Here is a 15,560-nt window from a genome sequence, read left to right on the forward strand (position 1 = left end):
GCGAAAGAGCGCGCGGTATTCGGGGGCCTGACAGGAGCGTCTCGACCATGAAGTTTTTCACAGGATGTGTGGCCGCCGCCGTGCTGGCGTTGGCCGCGACTGCCGCTCAAGCGCAGGTTCCCGCGCGAGGGGGCATGATTGCGGTGTCGGACTTCGACGGCCCCTATGCGCCGCCGGACGCCGCGCCGCCTCCGCCACCGCGCTATGGCTACGGCTATGGCTATGAGGAACGCGGTCCGGCCCCGGCGCTGCTCCCGGCCACCGAGGTCTATGCGGTGCTGCGGGAAAATGGTTTCTCGCCGCTCGGCATCCCGCGCCTGCGCGGCAGCGTCTACACCATCGCGGTGATCGACCGCCGCGGCGACGACGGCCGGCTGGTGATCGATGCCCGCGACGGTAGGATCATCCGCTTCATGCCGATCGCCGATGCCTACGGCATGGCGCCCGCTCATGAGGAGCGTGCGGTCGCGCCCTACGGGCCGCAAAGCGCGCTGCCGCCGCCGACCGTGGTCCGCGGTGGCCCGCCGCGCCCGCCGGCTTCGATCCCGCATGTCGCCAGCCGCACCGTGCCGCTGCCCAGGGCCGCTCCTCCGCGCGGCGAGGCTCCGGTCGCGGCGGCAAAGCCGGCCGAGCCTGCGCCGCAGCAGGCTCAGGCGCCGCAGGCTCAGCCCGCGCAGCAGACCGCCGCCGTGCAGGCCAGGCCCGTTGAAGCCGCGCCGCAAGCCGCTGCGGCAACCGTCGGCCAGGCCAAGCCGTCAGCGACGATCCTGCCGACACAGGACATGCCGGCGGCGCAGGGTTTGGATTAGCCCGCGGTCGCAACAAAAAAGCGCCCGAGAATCTCGGGCGCTTTTGCATGGCGGCGGTTATGCCTCAGCTTCGTCCATACCCCGCCGCTTCCAGGATCAGGTTCGCAACCTCCTTCGGATGCGACACCAGCGAGAGGTGGCCGGCGTCGAGCTCGATCGTGGTCGCGTTCATGCGCTTGGCGAGGAAACGCTCGAGGTCGGGATTGATCGTGTAGTCGTTCTTCGACACCGCGTACCAGCTCGGCTTGGAGTGCCACGCAGCTTCCGTGGTGCGGCCGGCGAAGATCGAGGCGGCCGTCGGCCATTGCACGGCGTAGAGCTCCCTGGCCTGCTCGGGCTTTACGCCATTGGCGAAATACTTCAGGAAAGCGTCTTCCGAGAGCCTGGTGTAGCCGTCGCGCTCGACGATGCCGGCGCGCACCGGGCCGGTCGGAAACTGTTTCGACAGCGCGACGAAATCCTCGTTGGCATCGGGCGCGCGTGCGGCGACATAGACGAGGCCGGTGACCTTCGGGTCGGTGCCGACCTGGCTGATCACGGTGCCGCCCCAGGAATGCGCGACCAGCACGGTCGGACCGTCCTGCTCGGCCAGCGCGCGCTTGGTGGCTTCGACGGAGTCGGCAAGCGACGACAGCGGATTCTGCACGGCCGTGACATGCAACCCTGCGGCCTGGAGGATCGGGATCACCTCGGACCAGCTCGAGCCATCGGCCCAGGCGCCGTGCACCAGCACGACGTTCTTGGCCTTCACTGTCTGCGGTGTCTGCGCGTGAGCAAGGCCGAGGGGGGCCGCCAGCAGGCTCGCGGCGACGAAAAGGCTGCGCCAGAAAGTCATGATCGTTCTCCGTCTTGTTTTGGTTGGATGCCTCATGTTGACGTTTCAAATGACGAGGCGCGGGGCGGCGGTGTTACGCCGCTTCACCGCTCTGTGATGCGGTGCAACAGTCCAGCAAGGCGGTTCGGCAACCGGTGACGTCTGGCGAAGGCTGAAACCATCACCTCGGGGAGCGTAGGGCATCTCCGTCGTTCCGTATTTCTTCCGCGCACGATTGACTGGTCGCGCCGGGACGAGGAACGCCAAACAAAAAAACGCCCCGGGGCACCGGGGCGTTTTCTCAAACCTGGAAGTGGCGTGCGTGATTTACGCGGCGGCTTGCGCGGCCGAGTTCTCGATCACCTGCGCGCCCTGCGCACCGGCGTTGATCGCGATCTGGCGTGGCTTCTTCGCCTCGGGAATCTCGCGGACGAGCTCGACGTGAAGCAGCCCGTTCTCGAGCGAGGCGTCCTTGACCTGCACGAAGTCGGCAAGCTGGAAGGCGCGCTCGAAGGCACGCGCGGCGATGCCGCGGTAGAGCACTTCGGCTTTCGAGTTCTCATTGGCGACTTTCTCGCCCTTGATCGTCAGCGTGTTTTCCTTCGCGACGATGGAGAGCTCGTCCTTGGCAAAGCCCGAGACCGCAACGGTGATGCGGTAGGCATTCTCGCCGGTACGCTCGATGTTGTAGGGGGGATAACCGGGGCTGCCGTCCGAACCGGCCTGATCGAGCAGGTTGAAGAGGCGGTCGAAGCCGACGGTGGAACGATAGAAGGGGGTCAGGTCGTAGGTACGCATGGTCAAGTCCTCCATTGAGCGACTGTTGGCAAACCCGCCCGCCAATCGGGCCGGGCTCATCTCTGTGTGCAGCCTGATGTTCCGGTTCCGAAACACTGGTAGCGGCCTGCACCATGATGATATGGGTTCAGGGGAACGGCGTTCAAGAGGGCGGACAATTGCGCCTTTTCGGCGCTCCCTCCCTTGATTCGCAGCATTTCGCGCCCAATGACGCTGGTCTCGATTCCGTCCAATCCCGTTCCCGAAGACGTCGTCAGCGGCACCATCAAGACGCCCGACGGCGTCGAGCTGCGCTATGCGCGCTGGGCGCCGCCGGCGAACCGCAAGGGCACGGTCTGCGTCTTCACCGGGCGCAGCGAGCAGATCGAGAAATATTTCGAGACCGTGCGCGATTTGCGCGACCGCGGCTTTGCGGTGGCGATGATCGACTGGCGCGGGCAGGGCCATTCCTCGCGGCGCCTGCGCGATCCGCGCAAGGGCTATGTGCGCGACTTCGCCGATTTCGAGATCGACGTCGAGACCTTCGTGCAGCAGGTGGTGCTGCCGGATTGCCCGCCGCCCTTCTTCGCGCTCGCCCACTCCATGGGCGGCACGGTGATGCTGCGCCTCGCGCATGCCGGCAAGCGCTGGTTCGACCGCATGGTGCTGTCGGCGCCGATGATCGACCTGCCCGGCCGCACCACCTCGTTGCCGGCGCGGGCGCTTCTCAAGACCATGCGCCTGCTCGGGATGGGCGGCCGCTATGTCCCCGGCGGCAGCGACCTCATCACCGGGCTCAATCCCTTCATCAACAATCCCCTGACCAGCGATCCCGTGCGCTATGCCCGCAATGCCGCGATCCTGGAGGAGGATCCGACGCTGGGGCTGGCGTCACCGACGGTGGCCTGGGCCGATAGCGCCTTTCGCGCGATGAACACCTTCAAGGGCGTGCACTACCCCTCGGAGATCCGCCAGCCGATCCTGATGCTGGCGGCCTCCAACGACACCGTGGTCTCGACCGCGGCGATCGAGGAGTTCGCCTATCATTTGCGTGCGGGCTCCCATCTTGTGATTGCGGGGGCCAAGCACGAGATCCTCCAGGAGCAGGACCGTTACCGCTCCCAGTTCTGGGCCGCCTTCGACGCCTTCGTGCCGGGCACGCCGCTGTTCAAATGAGGCGGCAGTGACGGTGCGCTCCCTCGCCCCGTTCGTCGCAAAACCCTCATGGTGAGGAGCGTGGAACGCGCGTCTCGATCCATGAAGGCCCGGCTCTCGCCCGCGGCCATCCTTCGAGACGCCCGCTTTGCGGGCTCCTCGGGATGAGGCGTGGAGCGCGCGGGGACAGAGCGACCTACAGCGTCTTCAAATACTCGATCAGATCGTAGCGCTCGTCGTCGTTCTTGAACTCGCGGCCGATGACGCCGGGGCGTCTCGGTTCGCCTTCCTTGCGCTCGAAGGAATGGCCGAGCACGCTGTTGCCCTGGATCGGCTGGCCGTCCGATCCGGTCATGGAGAACCGGGTTTCGCCGGTCTTGCAGCGTTCGTCGGTGACCGCAAAGCCGACCGTCACGGGATCATAGTCGCGGCGGCCCATGCAGAATTTTTGCGGACGCTCGTTCTGCGGCTTCAGCAACCAGTAGAGCGATGGCACCGAACCGTTGTGCAGGTAGGGCGCGGTGGCCCAGATGCCGTTCAGCGGCCGCGCGCGATAGCGCGGCCCCTTCGCCGTATTGGGGCAATTCTTGCGCGCCATATTCCACAGTTTCGCCCGCTCGGCGTCCGGAATCTTCTCGTCGTCCATCCATTTGCGGGCGACGAGGTCGACCACCGTCATCAGGCCGAGCGCATAGGACATCTCGGTCGGCGAGCTCGCGGTCGACGTGTCGCATTGCCACCAGTCCTTCAGGTCGCCCGTATTCACTTTCAGGAAGCCGGGCACATCGACCGTCCTGTTGCCCAGCACCAGGGACTGTTCCGGGTCCGTCTTGATCTCGTCGGTGGGGATCGTCACCGCATTCAGCACCTTGCTGTCGCCGCTCGGCTCCCAATGCCCCGATGACCAGAAGGCGTCGGTGTTGACGGCCGGCAGATGACATCCGGAGCACATCTCGGTGTAGATCTTGCGGCCGTTGTCGACCTTCTTCTGATCAATCCGCCACGCGTCGCCGAGAATCTGCGACGGCCATTTCGGCGACAACAGGCCGCCGAACTCCGGCTTGGCCGCCTTGAACGGATCGGGACCTCTAAGCATGTCCTCGATCCAGCCGAGCGTGTTGATATGAACCGAGGACCGGAACAGCCGATCTTCCGGATAGGCGTCCGACAGGTTGAGCAGCGCCGTCACGCCGAGGGCCTCGCCGGCATTGCGGATCAGCGGCTGCTCGATCGAGGCGTCGTACTGGGCGAATTTGAACCACGGCACGGTCCAGATCGCGGGGTAGCTGACCGGCGCGTCCTGGGCATGCAGGTTCTTCTCGAAGCCCTTGACCCCGCTCAGGGCGAAATCCTGCGAGAACACCTGGTTGCCGATGCGGTTGAGGGCGTCGAGGCGGCCGTACCCTTCCTCGGTGTCGGTCTGCACCCTCTTGTCCCAGGTCTCCTTGTGCTTGATCGTATCGTCGTACTTCTTCTGCCAGTCGACCAGGAACTTGCCGATTGCGCCGAGCTTCTGCTTGAGCGCGTCGCGGTCCGCCTTGCTGGCTTCGGGGCCGAGCACGCGATCGGCGAAGCGCTGGAAGCGGAACGGGACGTACAGCGTGTAGGCGATCGACAGGCCGGTCGAGAGCTCGAGCTTCTTCAGGTCGGTCATCGCCGGGCCGCCGTCGAAGCGGACGTCGATGCCCTTGTAGTGGATCTGCCCGGTGTGACAGGCCGCGCAGGTCAGTCCGATCCTGTCCTCTTCGCGGCGGCCGGTCGCGGGATCTGTCACGCCGGTCATCCGTGCGAAGCCGACCGGAAGGCCGTCGACGTTCTCCGCCGGCGTCCACTTCGTCGACCAGTCCGACGGCTGCGTCGTCTCGTAGGCATTGGCGTAACCAAAACGGCGCAGCGTCGTCGTGTCGGTCTGGATCGATTGCGGGCTCGGGATGAAGCCGAAGCGCTCGAGATAGGTGCTGTCCTTCATCATGCCCGGTCGCGAGAACAGATGCAGGCGCGGCTGCTCCAGCGCCACGAACCAGTCATAGGGCACCGGAAAGGTCGCGGTGCCCTGGCTGGAATGATGGAACCAGTGCCGGTCCTTCAGCGACCAGTTTTGATCGAGCCAGAAGGCCGCCGTCGTCTCCGGGACGGTGGGCAGGGGAGGCGGCAAGAGCTGCGCGAGAATTCCCTTCTGCGGCAGCATGGCGCGCACCTGGTTGGGGAATTCGGCGACCGCGACGAGAGCGACGAGGGCGGCGGCGAACAGGAACGCCACGATCCCGAGAGCCCAGCGAAACCTTAGCGCGCAGGATGACAGCAGCGGCTGCGATACGATCCGCCGGTTGATGCGGTCGGGGAAGCTGCGCTCGTTGAACAGCGTGCGCACGTCGGCGATGCCAAGATATCGGTCCGCCGCGTTGTTCTTGTCTTCCTTGCCCATGATCTTCAGCAGGACCGGCCATTCGAACTTCATCAGCAGCGGGTAGTACCAGCGCGCAGCACTGCCGGCCCGCTTGAGATTGTCGGCCATGAAGGTCTTGATTTCGGCGGCGTTGAGGCCGGGTTCGCTGATGCCGGTGTCCCGATCGGTGTAGGTCCGGCCGAAGCTCGCGAGCCGCGCGATCTCGTCCTCGTTGACCTTGCCGTCGACGCCGAGGATGCGCGAGCCGGCACCCAGCTTGTCCAGCGGGCCGCCGCGCAGCGCGTCCAGTTGCGCGCCGGACCAGATGCTCTTCAGGATGTGGCCGAAGCCGTTGGCGATGAGGGCGACGCTGCGAACCTGGATGCGGGCCGAGGTCTTTTTCAGCCCGGTCTCGCCGCTTGCATTGGCGATGGTCTGCGACAGCGTGTTGAGCGGGACGGTCCCGCCGTCGACGAAACCTTCGCCGACGAGGCCGCGCAGGAATGGACAGGGATTGTTCGGCGAGACCTGGATCGAGGGGTCGAAGGGCGGCTTCGAAGCGGGGTCATGCATGGCCCAGAATTCCTGAAAACAGCGAATCGTAAAAAGCAGACGCGCCGATCAAGCGCGGAAAGTCCTAACAAACCGACAGCACACTATACTACTTCAGCGTGTGACGAAGTGTGGCCGAATTCACTGTCGTGTCAACAAGAGCAGGCGCGAGGTTGGCAAGAAGATCGGGAAGCGGATCGAGAAGCGGACCTGGAAGCGGGCCACCAACCGGGCTGCGGCCGGCCTTTCAGGATTCGGCGGCGCGTTTGAGGTCGCTCTGGATCAGGGTCAGCTTGCCCAGCGGCACGCCGGCCTTCAGCAGGCCTTCGCGGTAATGGGCGAGGTTCTCGGGCCGCTTCCAGTGGAAATTGCGCAAATGGCGGTCGACGTTCAGGGTCGGATAATTGCCCATGAGCACCCCGGCGGCTTCGGCCGCCTCGTCGTTCCGCCCGAGTTGCGCCAGCGCCGCGGCGCGGATCGCCAGCGCCTGCAGGTGATGCGGGTTGACGTAAAGCTGCTCGCGGGCCCAAGACAGCGTCGCGTCGTACTGCCTCAGCAGATAATGGCTGAAGGCGTTCAGTGCCGCCCATTGGTAGCGCGGGTCGCTGTTGTCGCGCTGCGCGGCCATCGAGAATAGCTCGATCGCCTCGCGGTGCTCGCCGACGACGAAATGGCAGATGCCTTGCACGCCGCGCGCGCCCATGTCGTAGGGGTTGAGCGCGACCGCACGCTTGGCGGCGTCCATCGCGGCCTCGTAATGCCCTTCCATCGCGTGGGCCCAGGACAGGATCGAGAACGCGAAGGAGGAGCGGGGGTCGAGCCGGACGCTGGTCTCGGCGAGGTTCATCGCCTCGGCCCACATCTCCCGCGTGCCCTTGACCCAGCCGAACTGGATGCTCTGGATCTGGATCGTGGCGAGATAGGCGTGCGCGATCGACAGTTTGGGGTCGAGCCTGATGGCCTCCCGGAACAGGTCGACGGCGACCGCCAGATCCTCCTTGGTCTGCCGGTAGTAATGCGACAGCCCCTTGAGGAAGCGGTCCCAGGCGGTCACGTCGGTCGAGAGCCGCGCCGGCGCCGAGGCCTCGGCCCGGACGATCTCGGTGGCGATGGCGGCGGACAGATTGGTGGTGATCTCGTCCTGCATCGCGAACAGGTCGCCGATGTCGCGGTCGTAGCGCCCGGTCCAGAGCTGCTCGCCGGTCTCAGGTGCGATCAGCTCGGCGGTGACGCGGATTTTTGCACCGGCCCGCCGCACCGACCCCTGGATCAGGTAAGTCGCGTCGATCTCGCGCGCGATCAGGCGCGTACTCACATTGTTGCCCTTGAAGGCGAAGGTCGAGTTGCGGCTCAGCACGCGATAGAAGGATTGCAGCGACAGCGCGTGGATCAGATCCTCGGTCAGGCCGTCGGAGAAATATTCGTCCTGGGCGTCGCTGAGATTGGCAAAGGGCAGCACGCCGACGATCGCGGTGCGGTACTGCTGCGAGAGGCTGGACGCCTCCCGCAGTTCCGGGGCGAGCGCCGGCGCGCCCTCGGGCGTCCAGGTCCAGACCCCGACCGCATCCTTGATGTTCTTGAAGCGATGGTTGCCGGCGTCGGTGAGCGGCACGGTGAGATGCTTGTTCGCCTCGCGATAGGCCTTGGCCGAGATGGCGAAGCCGCCGGGGCTCGCCACCGATTCGAGTCGGACGGCAATGTTGACATCGTCACCGAACACCTCGTCCTCGTCAGCGATGACGTCGCCCATATGGATGCCGAGCCGGAATTGCATGGCGCGGTCGGCGGGCAGATGGTGGTTGCGCTCCGCCATCAAGGTCTGCATCGCGATCGCGGCCTCGGTGGCGCCGACGATCGAGGGGAACTCCAGCAGGAAGCCGTCGCCGGTGTTCTTCACGACACGGCCGCCGTGATTGAGGATGATGGGATGGATCGCGCTGCGATGGGCCTTGAAGGCGGCATGGGTGCCGGCCTCGTCGTTGCCCATCATGCGCGAATAGCCGGCGACATCGGCGCAGACGATGGCGGCCAGACGTCTTTCCATATCCTCGGAGCTCCAAGAGACCTGGCAAGAGACCGAGGACCGGCCATGGCATGGCAGTCGCCTCGAATCCCGCATTTCAAGAACCCTGCCTTTATAGAGCAGATGATGCGGAGCGAAAGTATCATCCGCATTGCAAATTCGAGGTAAATCCCACGCAGTCCCGGCAGTGGACGAGGACGAGCGAACCGACTAAGCCCAGCCCCTTGAGACCGACGGTCGCGGCGGGGCGCCTCACACATGCTGTGTATTCACGAAATCTGGCTCTTCATCCTGTCGGGCGTGCTGCTCAACATCACGCCGGGGCCGGATTCGGTCTATGTGATCGGCCGCAGCATGCAGATGGGCTGGCGCGGCGGCGCGGCCGCGGCATTTGGCATCAGTTGCGGCTGCTTTTTCCACGTCGCGGGCGCCGCGATCGGTCTTTCAGCCCTGCTGATGGCCTCGTCCACCGCCTTCTCGATCCTGAAGCTGGTCGGCGCGGCCTATCTCGTGGTGACCGGACTTCAGATGCTGTGGTCGCGCCCGGCGCTGGCGGCGAACATCGACGAGCCGGTGCGCAGCTCGCTGCGGCGGGTTTTCCTCCAGGGCGTCTTCACCAACGCACTCAATCCCAAGGTCGCGCTGTTCTTCCTGGCGTTCCTGCCGCAATTCGTCGCAGCCGATGCGAGCCACAAGCCGCTCGCCTTCCTGACGCTCGGCCTGATCTTCATCTTTACGGGGACGCTGTGGTGCCTGGTGCTGGCGGCGTTCGCGGCCAAGGCCGCGCACCGGCTGCGGCGCTCGGAGGGCGCGATCGCCTGGGTCAACCGCGCGCTCGGCGGCCTCTTCATCTATCTCGGCATCCGCGTCGCCATGCTGGAGACGCGTTAGATCATTCGAACGAATGACATGACGCCGCGTAGGGTGGATTAGCCCGCGGCTACGCGAAGCGTAGTCCGCTGGCGTAATCCACCATGTCTCCTCGCTTGCGGAACGAAGTTGGTGGATTACGCCCCGCGGTTTGCGCTTCGCGCAATCCGCGAGGCTAATCCACCCTACGAAACGAACTCTTTCACCAGCGCGCTGCCGGCGAGATAGAGGCCCAGCAGGATCATCGCGATCAGGAACCAGCGGCGGAACGCTTCCGCCGGCATCCGCGCCCGCACCGACTGGCCGATGAACATGCCGGCGAACGCCATGGCGAGGCCGACCGCGCCGGGCACCGCATTGGCGGGCGTCAGCAATCCGCCGGCGGTGAGGTTGAAGGCGAGCGCCAGTGTCGCGGTGGTGAAGAACACGCCGAGCGCCTGGACCAGCTCGTCCTTCTCCATGCCGATCGCCTGCATGAACGGCATCGACGGGATCACCTGCACGCCGGTCGAGGCCGAGATCACCCCGGTGATGACGCCGACCACGCCGCCGACCCATTTCTCGTTCTGCGGCGCGACGCGGAACTGGAATTTGTTCAGGCCGATCACGGCGTAGATGACCAGCAGCAGGCCGAGCACGATCGTGCCATAGCGCGCATGCGGGCCGGTCAGCGCGCCGGCATTGAGCCAGCAGCCGATCACGGTGCCGATCATCAGCGGCCACAGCCGCCGCAGGATGTCGCGCAAGTAGGGGCCGACGAAGGTCTGCCAGATATTGGTGACGATGGCCGGCACGATCACGATGGCGATCGCGCGGCTCGGCGCCATGCTCACGGCGAGCAGGCCCATGGACACGGTCGGCAGGCCGAGTCCGACCACGCCCTTGACGAATCCGGCGAGCAGGAAGACGGCGGCGATCACGATGAGGAGAGGGTCGATCATGTCGCGCACATTGACCGAAGCCACGCGCCGGCACAATCTGGAGGTTACGGAGAGAGCCTTCGCTGGTTACGAAGTCTCGAGCATGATCCGGAAAAGTGCGCAGCGGTTTTCCGACAAGATCATGCTCCAGCAATAAGAGAGACCTGCCATGCGCTTCGACCTCGTCGATCTCCAGCTCTTCATCGCGGTCGCCGACCACCGCAGCATCACCCGCGGCGCCGAGCGCTCGCATCTCGCGCTGGCCTCCGCGAGCGCGCGGATCAAGGGGCTGGAGGAGGCGGTCGGCGTCGCGCTGCTCAAGCGCGGGCGCCGCGGCGTCGAACTGACCGCGGCCGGCGAAAGCCTGCTCGACCATGCGCGGGTGGTCATCCACCAGATCGACGCCATGCGCGGCGACCTCGCCGGCTTTGCCAGCGGCGTGCGTGCCAGCGTGCATTTCCTGGTCAACACGTCGGGCCTGTCGGAGCACCTGCCGAAGGCGCTGGCCGGCTTCCTGCACGAGCATCGCGACGTCGCCGTCGACATCGAGGAGCGCGAGAGCACCGACATCGCGGCCGCGATCACCGCGGGCGCCGCCGATCTCGGCTTTGCCGCCGAGCATGCACTGCCCGACCATATCGAGCGCTTCGTCTTCAGCGAGGATCATCTGACGCTGGTGACGTCGCGGCGCGGCCCGTTCGCGGGCCGCCGCCAGATCGATTTTCAGGAAACCGGCGCCTGCGATTTCGTCGGGCTCACCAGCGCCACCGCGCTCCAGGTCCATATTTCGAAACATGCCGCGCGGCTCGGCATGCGGCCGCATTACCGCGCGCGCATGCGCGACTTCGATGCGATCTGCCAGATGGTCGCCGCCGACGTCGGCGTTGCCCTGGTGCCGATCTCCGCCGCCCGCCGCTGCGCCAAGCTGATGCCGCTCGCCATGGTCCGCCTGCGCGATGCCTGGGCCAACCGAAAGCTCGTGATCTGCGCGCGCAGCTTCAAGGCGCTGCCAAGGCCAGCCAAGATGCTGGTGGAGCATTTAAGGGCGGAGGCGGTGTGAGGGGGAGGGTAAGACAGCGTTACTTCGCCGTCTCCACGCCGGCGTCCTTGATCACCTTGCCCCACTTCTTGGTCTCGTCCGCAATGAACTGACGAAAATGCTCGGGCTCGTCGCCGATCAGCGTGGCGCCTTGCGCGGCGAGCTTTTCCTTTACCGCGGGATCCGCCATCGCCTTGGTCGCAAGGCCATGCAGCGCGGTGACGATCTCCTTCGGCGTGCTCTTCGGTGCGACCATGCCGTACCAGTTCTCGACGCGCAGATCGGGAAAACCCGCTTCCGAAAGAGTCGGCACATCGGGCGCGGTCGGCGCGCGCTCGGGCGAGCCGACCGCGATCGGCTTCAACGCGCCGGCCTTGACCTGCGGCAGCAGCACGGGGAGGTCGAGGAACGTCATCTGCACCTGCTGGCCCAGTAGGTCGTTCACGGCAGGCGCCGCGCCACGATAGGGCACGTGGACGATGTCGATCTTCGCGGTGAGCTTGAACAATTCGCCGGCCAGATGCGGCAGGCTGCCGGGGCCGGAGGAGGCGAAGTTGAGTTTTCCGGGCTGCGCCTTGGCGAGCGCGATCAGCTCGCCGATGTTTTTCGCCTCCACATTGGTGGCGACGACGAGCATTTCCGGCACGGTCGCAACCAGCGTGATCGGCGTGAGATCGGTCTGGGTGTCGTAGGCGACGCGTTCCATGCTCGGGCTGATCGCGAGCGCGCCGGCAGAGGAGATCGCGATGGTGTAGCCGTCGGGCGCGGCCTTCGAAACCGCGTCGGTGCCGAGCACGCCGCCCTGGCCGCCGCGATTGTCGATCAGTACCGGTTGGCCCGACAGCTCCGACATGCGCTGGCCGATCACCCGCGCGATGATGTCGTTGGGGCCGCCGGCCGGGAACGGCACGATCAGCTTGATCGGTTTTGCGGGAAAATTCTGCGCGGAGGCGAGCGTCGGAAACAGCAGCAGGAGCGCGAGGAGGAGCGAGCGGTGTTTTTTCATGCAGGCCTCTTTGGGTCGCTTGGCCGGGTCGCTTGGCCGGGTCGCTTACTGGGGCCGGTTATCCGTTGAGCAGTTTCAGGGCTTCTTCGTGAACCCTGGCGTCACCGGCGGCGACGATGCGGCCGCCGCCCTGTGCCGGCTTGCCTTCCCAGGTGGTGACGACGCCGCCGGCGCCGGTCACGATCGGGATCAGGGCTGCGATATCATAGGGCTTCAGCTCGGTCTCGACCACGAGATCGACATGGCCGGCCGCCAGCATGCAATAGGAGTAGCAGTCGCCGCCGTAGCGCGACAGCCGCGCGCCCTGCTCGATGCGGCCAAAGATGGCGCGGTCGCGCTCGTTCATCAGCAGCGGAGAGGTGGTGTAGGTCGTCGCCTCCGACAGCGAGGCGCAGCGGCGAACCTGGAGCCGGCGCTCGCCGGACGGACCCTTATAGGTGGCCGAGCCGTTGTCGCCGGAAAAGCGCTCGCCGATGAAGGGCTGGTGCATCATGCCGTAGACCGGCGTGCCCTTGTGCAGCAGCGCGATCAGCGTGCCCCAGATCGGAAAGCCGCCGATGAAGGATTTTGTGCCGTCGATGGGGTCGAGCACCCAGACATAGTCGGCGTCCTCCTGCTCATTGCCGAATTCCTCGCCGACGATGCCGTGCTGGGGGAAACTGGCCTTGATCAGCCGCCGCATCACCGCCTCGGCGGCGCGGTCGGCCTCCGTCACGGGGTCGAAATCCTTGGTCTTGCTCTTGTCGTCGATCGACAGCGAGGTGCGGAAGAACGGCAAGATGGTCTCGCCGGAGGCAGTGGCGAGCCGTCCGATGAAGGCGGAGAAGTCGATCACCGTCACGGCGAATCCTCAAAACGAAAGTCGGGTGAAGCTCATCTCTGCCTAGCTCAATTCGCCTCTCGCGTGCAGCGCTGTCTTGATTTGCACCCTGGTATTTTGGATGCAGCAGCCGACTGCCTCACCTCAGTCATATGCTGGCCAAATATCGATCACGGAGTTGAAAACTTAGTTCCGAGTATGCCTTGTTCGTATGCAAACGACTATCAACCCATTGAATTTCCTTATCAAAGAAACTGAATCTGGGTTTCGCTATAAGCAAATGAGCCATGTGCATATTGCATGGGAAACGGCTCAAAAGCCCTTGCACTTTGTGCGTCGCGGCCGCATATTGTTGCGGTGCGGTAGCGCTCTGCGTTACCGCTGCCCTCCTTGGGCGTTTCCTCCCTAGACTTGGGCCGCTTCTTCATCAGAAGCGGCCCTTTTTTCTTTGAGCCCGATCTTCACTTCAGCTGCGCGAAATCGCCAAGCGAAGATTCGGCGCACGATACGCTCACAAGCTTCATCTGGTCCTTGATCCGCGACGCGATTGCGCGGGGACGGGCGCGCGTCTATTCCGCCGCGGCCTGGAACGGGCCGAGATCGCCGAACGGGATCGTGGTCGCCAGCACGTCGGCAAGGACGCCGAAGTCGCTTGCCACCTGCGCAAAGCGCGGGCCGCGTTCGCGTCGCCGCTCGTCCATGTAGATCGCGCGGTTGAGCTCGAGCTGCACGGCATGCAGCCCGCTCGCCGGGTTGCCGTAATGCTCGGTGATGAAGCCGCCGGCATAGGGCTTGTTGCGGCCGATCGAATAACCGAGGCTTCCCATGGTCTCCTCGACCCTGTCGGGGAGCAGCGGCGTGCAACTGGTGCCGTAGCGGTCGCCGATCACGATGTCGGGCCTACGCGGCTCGTCCCTGCTGACGCCGACCGACGGCATCGAGTGGCAGTCGACCAGCACCACGGTGCCGAACATCTGGTGCACCTTGTTGATCAGCCGGCGCAGCGCGCGATGGTAGGGCTTGTAGAGCATCTCGATCCGCGCCAGCGCGTCGTCGACCGCGATGCGGTCGCGATAGATCTCCTGGCCGTCGCCGACCACGCGCGGAATGGTGCCGAGGCCGCCGGCGACCCGCATCGAGCGGGTATTGGCAAAGCTCGGCAGCCGCCCGCTGAACATGCGGGGGTCGAGTTCATAGGGCTCGCGATTGACGTCGACATAGGAGCGGGGAAAGTTGACCCGCACGGTCGGAAAGCCGCGGTCGCTCAGATGACCGATCAGCTCGTCCATGAAGGAATCTTCGGATCGCCGCAGCTGCGGCAGGTCGATCCGGGACGCCGCCAAAAATTCGTCCGGATAGGTCGAGCCGGAATGAGGCGAGTTGAAGATGACCGGCGCGCGCCATTCGGCGGGCTCGAAGATCTCGAAGGCTGGCGACACCTCGCCGTCAAACCGGGTCATCTTGTCAGGCTTCGTCCCTTAATTCTCAGGCGTCATCCCTTTGCGCCTCAAGCTCGGGCGCTGATTCGGCCGTCCAACGGCTCTTATGTGTCGTCATTGTCCGGAATCACAACCATTCTGCCAAGCGAAAAGATGCGAGCGGCGCTGGAACATGTCTTAACCGTGCGGGCAAGGAGGCGGGGACCGCCAGGTCCGGCTCGATTGATTCGCAGCCCGTTCGGGTTCACAAGGGTGCGGGCAGCGCGGCCGTCCCAGGGTAAAGATTTTCACCCCAAATTTACCCTCTGTCGGGCTTAGTGACCTCTGCTGATATCCTCTGGGGATTCGACGTTTCCTGCCATGCCAAAGATCCTGCTCGCCGAAGACGACAACGACATGCGCCGTTTCCTGGTCAAGGCGCTGGAAAACGCCGGTTTTCAGGTCTCGTCCCATGACAACGGCATGGCCGCCTATCAGCGGCTCCGCGAAGAGCCGTTCGAGATGCTGCTGACCGACATCGTGATGCCGGAAATGGACGGCATCGAGCTCGCCCGCCGGGCCTCGGAACTCGACCCCGACATCAAGATCATGTTCATCACCGGCTTCGCCGCGGTCGCCCTGAACTCGGATTCGGACGCCCCCAAGAACGCCAAGGTGCTGTCCAAGCCCGTGCATCTGCGCGAATTGGTCAGCGAAGTGAACAAGATGCTGGCGGCCTAAATCGGCCCCCTTCGGTCCTTGCACCGGCTCCCCTGAGCCGTTATAGGGACCCGACCCGAACGCAAGTGGACTTTTAGGGCGCGTAGCTCAGCGGGAGAGCACTACCTTGACATGGTAGGGGTCACAGGTTCGATCCCTGTCGCGCCCACCATCCTTCGCTCGCGAAGCGAGAGAAGGATGCCACGCCGAAGCCCAACGGGCGCAGGCGGGCTGCCGCCGCGAGCTTCGGC

13 protein-coding genes and 1 tRNA gene are annotated in these 15,560 nt (G+C 65.1%); 6 read left to right on the plus strand and 8 right to left on the minus strand.

Annotated elements, in window-relative coordinates; translation table 11 throughout:
* The first annotated feature begins 47 nt into the window (after window positions 1-47).
* Window positions 48-809, plus strand: coding sequence for a hypothetical protein (locus tag PMI42_RS24410; RefSeq protein WP_008139028.1), 762 nt, complete (start codon window positions 48-50; stop codon window positions 807-809).
* Window positions 810-873: 64 nt separating this feature from the next.
* Here the strand turns inward: PMI42_RS24410 and PMI42_RS24415 are convergent, their stop codons facing one another.
* The gene (locus tag PMI42_RS24415) at window positions 874-1,644 is read right to left on the minus strand and encodes an alpha/beta fold hydrolase (protein ID WP_008139029.1); all 771 of its coding nucleotides are present in this window, start codon (window positions 1,642-1,644) and stop codon (window positions 874-876) included.
* A 306-nt stretch (window positions 1,645-1,950) separates the two neighbouring features.
* On the minus strand, window positions 1,951-2,421 hold the full coding sequence (locus PMI42_RS24420) for an Hsp20 family protein (protein WP_008139030.1): 471 nt from the start codon (window positions 2,419-2,421) through the stop codon (window positions 1,951-1,953).
* A gap of 207 nt (window positions 2,422-2,628) precedes the next feature.
* On the opposite strand from PMI42_RS24420, the gene PMI42_RS24425 reads away from it, so the two are divergent.
* Window positions 2,629-3,576 (plus strand): alpha/beta fold hydrolase, encoded by a 948-nt coding sequence (locus PMI42_RS24425; protein ID WP_008139032.1) that lies wholly within the window; start codon window positions 2,629-2,631, stop codon window positions 3,574-3,576.
* A 175-nt stretch (window positions 3,577-3,751) separates the two neighbouring features.
* On the opposite strand, the gene PMI42_RS24430 is transcribed toward PMI42_RS24425, so the two are convergent.
* Both PMI42_RS24430 and PMI42_RS24435 read right to left on the minus strand, forming a co-directional pair.
* A complete protein-coding gene (locus tag PMI42_RS24430) occupies window positions 3,752-6,514 on the minus strand; it encodes a di-heme-cytochrome C peroxidase (protein ID WP_008139033.1) in 2,763 nt (920 codons plus the stop codon).
* Between the two features lie 226 nt (window positions 6,515-6,740).
* A complete protein-coding gene (locus PMI42_RS24435; protein ID WP_008139035.1) occupies window positions 6,741-8,537 on the minus strand; it encodes an adenylate/guanylate cyclase domain-containing protein in 1,797 nt (598 codons plus the stop codon).
* Between the two features lie 237 nt (window positions 8,538-8,774).
* On the opposite strand from PMI42_RS24435, the gene PMI42_RS24440 reads away from it, so the two are divergent.
* Entirely contained in the window at window positions 8,775-9,407 is a 633-nt protein-coding gene (locus tag PMI42_RS24440) for a LysE family translocator (RefSeq protein ID WP_008139036.1), read from the plus strand.
* Window positions 9,408-9,571: 164 nt separating this feature from the next.
* Here PMI42_RS24440 and PMI42_RS24445 read toward each other — a convergent pair whose 3' ends face one another.
* Window positions 9,572-10,327, minus strand: coding sequence for a sulfite exporter TauE/SafE family protein (locus PMI42_RS24445; RefSeq protein ID WP_035966493.1), 756 nt, complete (start codon window positions 10,325-10,327; stop codon window positions 9,572-9,574).
* Between the two features lie 148 nt (window positions 10,328-10,475).
* Here PMI42_RS24445 and PMI42_RS24450 point away from each other — a divergent pair, with 148 nt between their 5' ends.
* Window positions 10,476-11,366 (plus strand): LysR substrate-binding domain-containing protein, encoded by an 891-nt coding sequence (locus PMI42_RS24450; RefSeq protein ID WP_008139040.1) that lies wholly within the window; start codon window positions 10,476-10,478, stop codon window positions 11,364-11,366.
* Between the two features lie 19 nt (window positions 11,367-11,385).
* On the opposite strand, the gene PMI42_RS24455 is transcribed toward PMI42_RS24450, so the two are convergent.
* The 3 genes from PMI42_RS24455 to PMI42_RS24465 all read right to left on the minus strand — a co-directional run bounded on the left by PMI42_RS24455 (window position 11,386) and on the right by PMI42_RS24465 (window position 14,631).
* Window positions 11,386-12,351, minus strand: a complete 966-nt coding sequence (locus PMI42_RS24455; RefSeq protein ID WP_008139042.1) for a Bug family tripartite tricarboxylate transporter substrate binding protein — start codon at window positions 12,349-12,351, stop codon at window positions 11,386-11,388.
* A 58-nt stretch (window positions 12,352-12,409) separates the two neighbouring features.
* Window positions 12,410-13,192, minus strand: a complete 783-nt coding sequence (hisN, locus tag PMI42_RS24460; protein WP_008139044.1) for a histidinol-phosphatase — start codon at window positions 13,190-13,192, stop codon at window positions 12,410-12,412.
* A 548-nt stretch (window positions 13,193-13,740) separates the two neighbouring features.
* Window positions 13,741-14,631: an N-formylglutamate amidohydrolase gene (locus PMI42_RS24465; RefSeq protein ID WP_008139047.1), complete on the minus strand. Its 891-nt coding sequence runs from the start codon at window positions 14,629-14,631 to the stop codon at window positions 13,741-13,743.
* A 339-nt stretch (window positions 14,632-14,970) separates the two neighbouring features.
* Here PMI42_RS24465 and cpdR point away from each other — a divergent pair, with 339 nt between their 5' ends.
* Both cpdR and PMI42_RS24475 read left to right on the plus strand, forming a co-directional pair.
* Window positions 14,971-15,330 (plus strand): cell cycle two-component system response regulator CpdR, encoded by a 360-nt coding sequence (cpdR, locus tag PMI42_RS24470; protein WP_007597092.1) that lies wholly within the window; start codon window positions 14,971-14,973, stop codon window positions 15,328-15,330.
* A gap of 76 nt (window positions 15,331-15,406) precedes the next feature.
* Window positions 15,407-15,481 (plus strand) — tRNA-Val (locus PMI42_RS24475).
* Window positions 15,482-15,560: the final 79 nt, after the last annotated feature.

Origin of the sequence: Bradyrhizobium sp. YR681 (assembly GCF_000282615.1) — a bacterium.
Taxonomy (GTDB): domain Bacteria; phylum Pseudomonadota; class Alphaproteobacteria; order Rhizobiales; family Xanthobacteraceae; genus Bradyrhizobium.